3 protein-coding genes and 1 pseudogene are annotated in these 3,099 nt (G+C 66.7%); 3 read left to right on the top strand and 1 reads right to left on the bottom strand.

The genetic code is table 11. The annotated features are described in order from the left end of the window. The 3 genes from mutL to MAXJ12_RS18975 all read left to right on the top strand — a co-directional run. A partial coding sequence (gene mutL, locus MAXJ12_RS18985) for a DNA mismatch repair endonuclease MutL (RefSeq protein ID WP_008837581.1) occupies window positions 1–1,459 on the top strand: 1,459 nt, incomplete at its 5' end. A 65-nt stretch (window positions 1,460–1,524) separates the two neighbouring features. After that, window positions 1,525–1,881, top strand: a complete 357-nt coding sequence (locus MAXJ12_RS18980) for a VOC family protein (protein ID WP_008837580.1) — start codon at window positions 1,525–1,527, stop codon at window positions 1,879–1,881. Window positions 1,882–2,001: 120 nt separating this feature from the next. Beyond that, window positions 2,002–2,232: a DUF2093 domain-containing protein gene (locus MAXJ12_RS18975; protein WP_040586873.1), complete on the top strand. Its 231-nt coding sequence runs from the start codon at window positions 2,002–2,004 to the stop codon at window positions 2,230–2,232. A 9-nt stretch (window positions 2,233–2,241) separates the two neighbouring features. Here MAXJ12_RS18975 and lpxK read toward each other — a convergent pair. Further along, window positions 2,242–3,099: pseudogene (gene lpxK, locus MAXJ12_RS18970) on the bottom strand (tetraacyldisaccharide 4'-kinase); the annotation flags it as partial.

The following is a 3,099-nucleotide window of genomic DNA, read 5'->3' as shown; positions in this document are numbered from 1 at the left end:
CGCTGCCGTGCGGCCGGCGGCGGCCAATCGCGGCACGACCGTCGAAGTCCGCGACCTGTTCTTCGCGACGCCGGCGCGGCTCAAATTCATGAAGGGCGAACGCGCCGAATCCACCGCCACGGCCGACATCGTCCGGCGTATCGCCATCGCCTTTCCTGCGGTGCGCTTCACGCTTTCGGGGCCGGACCGCTCAACGCTGGAGTTTGCGGCGACCGACGACAGCGCCGAGGGCCGGCTCACCCGCATAGCTCAGGTGATGGGCGCGGAATTCCCCGACAATTCGATAGCCATCGACGCGGTGCGCGAAGGCGTGCGGCTCACGGGTCACGTCTCGATCCCGTCCTACAACCGGGCCAACGCGCTGCAGCAATACGCCTATGTCAACGGCCGCCCGGTGCGCGACAAGCTCATCGCATCAGCCATCCGCGGCGCGTTCGCAGACGTGCTGCCGCGTGACCGCCACGCTGTAACGGTGCTGTTCCTGACACTCGATCCGGCGACCGTCGACGTCAACGTCCACCCCGCCAAGGCCGATGTCCGTTTCCGCGACCCCGGCCTGGTGCGCGGGCTGATCGTCGGCGCGATCCGCGAAGCGCTAAACAATGCCGGCATGCGCGCCGCGACGTCTGGGGCGGCGGCGATGATGGGCGCTTTCCGGCCGGGGCCGGCTACCTATGGCCATCCCGGTCCGGCCAACGGCCACCGTGCCTTCAATCCGGGCTTTCGCGCCGCGACCTCGGCCGGTTTCGACGCCCTGCGCTCGCCGCACCGCCCGCTCGACGGCTTCGCCGAGCCGGCGCAGGCCGCTTTCGACGCCGGTCCGCTCGCAAGTGCGGATTCGCGCGGCGGCCATGGCGAAGTGGCGGAAGAGTTGTTGCAGGCGCAACTTGGCGCGGCGCGGGCGCAGGTGCACGAAAACTACATCGTCGCGCAGACGCATGATTCGCTGGTCATCGTCGACCAGCATGCGGCGCATGAGCGTCTGGTCTACGAGGCGCTGAAGCAGGCGCTTCATTCCAGGCCGGTTCCCGCGCAGATGCTGCTCCTGCCGGAGATCGTCGACCTGCCCGAGGACGATGCCTCGCGCATCGCGGCGCATTCCGACATGCTGAAGAAATTCGGGCTCTCCGTCGAGCGCTTCGGGCCGGGCGCGGTCGCCGTGCGCGAGACGCCGTCCATGCTCGGCGAAACCAATGTGCAGCAGCTCGTCCGAGATCTCGCAGACGAGATCGCCGACAACGACACCACCGACACGCTGAAGGACCGGCTCGACCGCATCGCCGCGACCATGGCCTGCCACGGCTCGGTGCGCTCCGGCCGGCGGCTGAAGCCGGAGGAGATGAACGCGCTTCTGCGGCAGATGGAGGCGACGCCAGGTTCCGGCACCTGCAACCACGGTCGGCCAACATATATTGAACTGAAGCTCGCCGACATCGAGCGCCTGTTCGGCCGGCGGTGAGCCCGCTCCGCTCTGGCTGCAAGCAACAGTCGCGCTACATCCCTTCTGTCTGAAGGAGGAGAGCCATGATTTCGGGCGCGCATGTGATCATCTACAGCAATGACGCGGATGCCGACCGAGCGTTCTTCCGCGACGTTCTGCAATTTCCCGCGGTCGATGCCGGCGGCGGCTGGCTGATCTTCGCCTTGCCGCCCGCCGAAGCCGCGATCCACCCTGCGGCAGAGAGCGAGACCCACGAGCTCTATTTAATGTGCGACGACATCGAGGCCGCCGTCCGGGACCTGAATTCGAGCAATGTCGAATGCTCCGCGGTAACCGACGAAGGGTGGGGGCTGCTGACGCATGTCTCGCTTCCCGGCGGCGGGAAGCTCGGGCTTTACCAGCCGAGACACCCGGTGCCGGACAGGATCGGAGCGGCCTGATTGCCGCTTCACGCTGCCGGAATTCCGGAGACCACAAATGTCGACGGCGCGGGCGTCTCGCCTTGACCTCGTCCTGGATTTGTGGCGGAAGAAACGAGTGACAGCGCCAGAGTATATCCGATGATGAACCGCTTCGAAGGCCCCGGCGCCAGGGAAGCCCGCATTCGCTACCTCGACGGAGATTTCCAGGTTACCAGCCCTGGATCCTTCGTCCGCTGCGCTGTGACCGGCGAGCAGATCCCGCTCGACGAGCTCAAATACTGGAGCGTTGCGCGGCAGGAGCCTTACCTCAACGCCGCCGCCTCGCTGCAACGCGAGATCGAGGCCGATCCAGGCTTGCGCAAACGCTAGCCCGGCTACTCAGCCGCCGTTGCGCCTCTGGCGCCACGCGACCAGCGTCTCGTCGATGATTCGCGTCGGCGCATGGTCGAGGTCGAACACCGTTTCGATCTCCAGAATATCCAGACGCTTCAGGAAATCCGTCGAAGCGCTCCCGTTGCGCAGCCTTGCGGCGTCCTTGGCGGTCGTCACCAACCGCAACTGCCCGGCGCGCGCGGTGGCGGCGAGTTCCTGCAGTTCGTCCTCACTGTAGAAATGATGGTCGGGAAATGCGCGCGTCAGCGCAACGACGCCGCCCGCATCCGCCACCGTATCGAAGAATTTTTCCGGATGGCCGATGCCGGCGAAGGCAAGAAACCTCTTGCCGGAGAGCCGGCCGGCATCCTTCGGCCGCGTCGCCGCCTCGAACACCGGTTTGCCGGCGCGTGCGGCCTTGCGCACCGCCTCGTCGCCGCCGCTGCCCGTTCCCATTTTCAGGAGGGCGTCGGCGAAACGCAATTGATCCAGCAGCGGCGCGCGCATCGGGCCGCCTGGAATGACATGGCCGTTGCCGAGGCCGTAGCGTGAATCGACCACCAGCAGCGCGTAGTCGATATGGATGCGCGCGCTCTGGAAGCCGTCATCCATGATCAGGAAATCGCAGCCCTCTTCGATAAGCAGCCGTGCGCCGGCCGCCCGGTTCGGCGTCACGGCCACCGGCGCGTGTTCGGCGAGAAGCAGCGGCTCCCCTCGCCGACATGCTTGGCTCTGTCATGCTTCGGGTCGACGATATGCGGCTCAGCGAAGCTGCCGCCATGGCCGCGCGAAAGGATGCCGGGTTTCAGCCGCATGCGCTTTGCCTGCCTGGCCAGCGCGATGGCGACCGGCGTCTTGCCGGTG

It is taken from the genome of Mesorhizobium alhagi CCNWXJ12-2 (genome assembly GCF_000236565.1).
GTDB lineage: Bacteria > Pseudomonadota > Alphaproteobacteria > Rhizobiales > Rhizobiaceae > Allomesorhizobium > Allomesorhizobium alhagi.
This window is presented reverse-complemented; position numbering and strand designations above follow the sequence as displayed.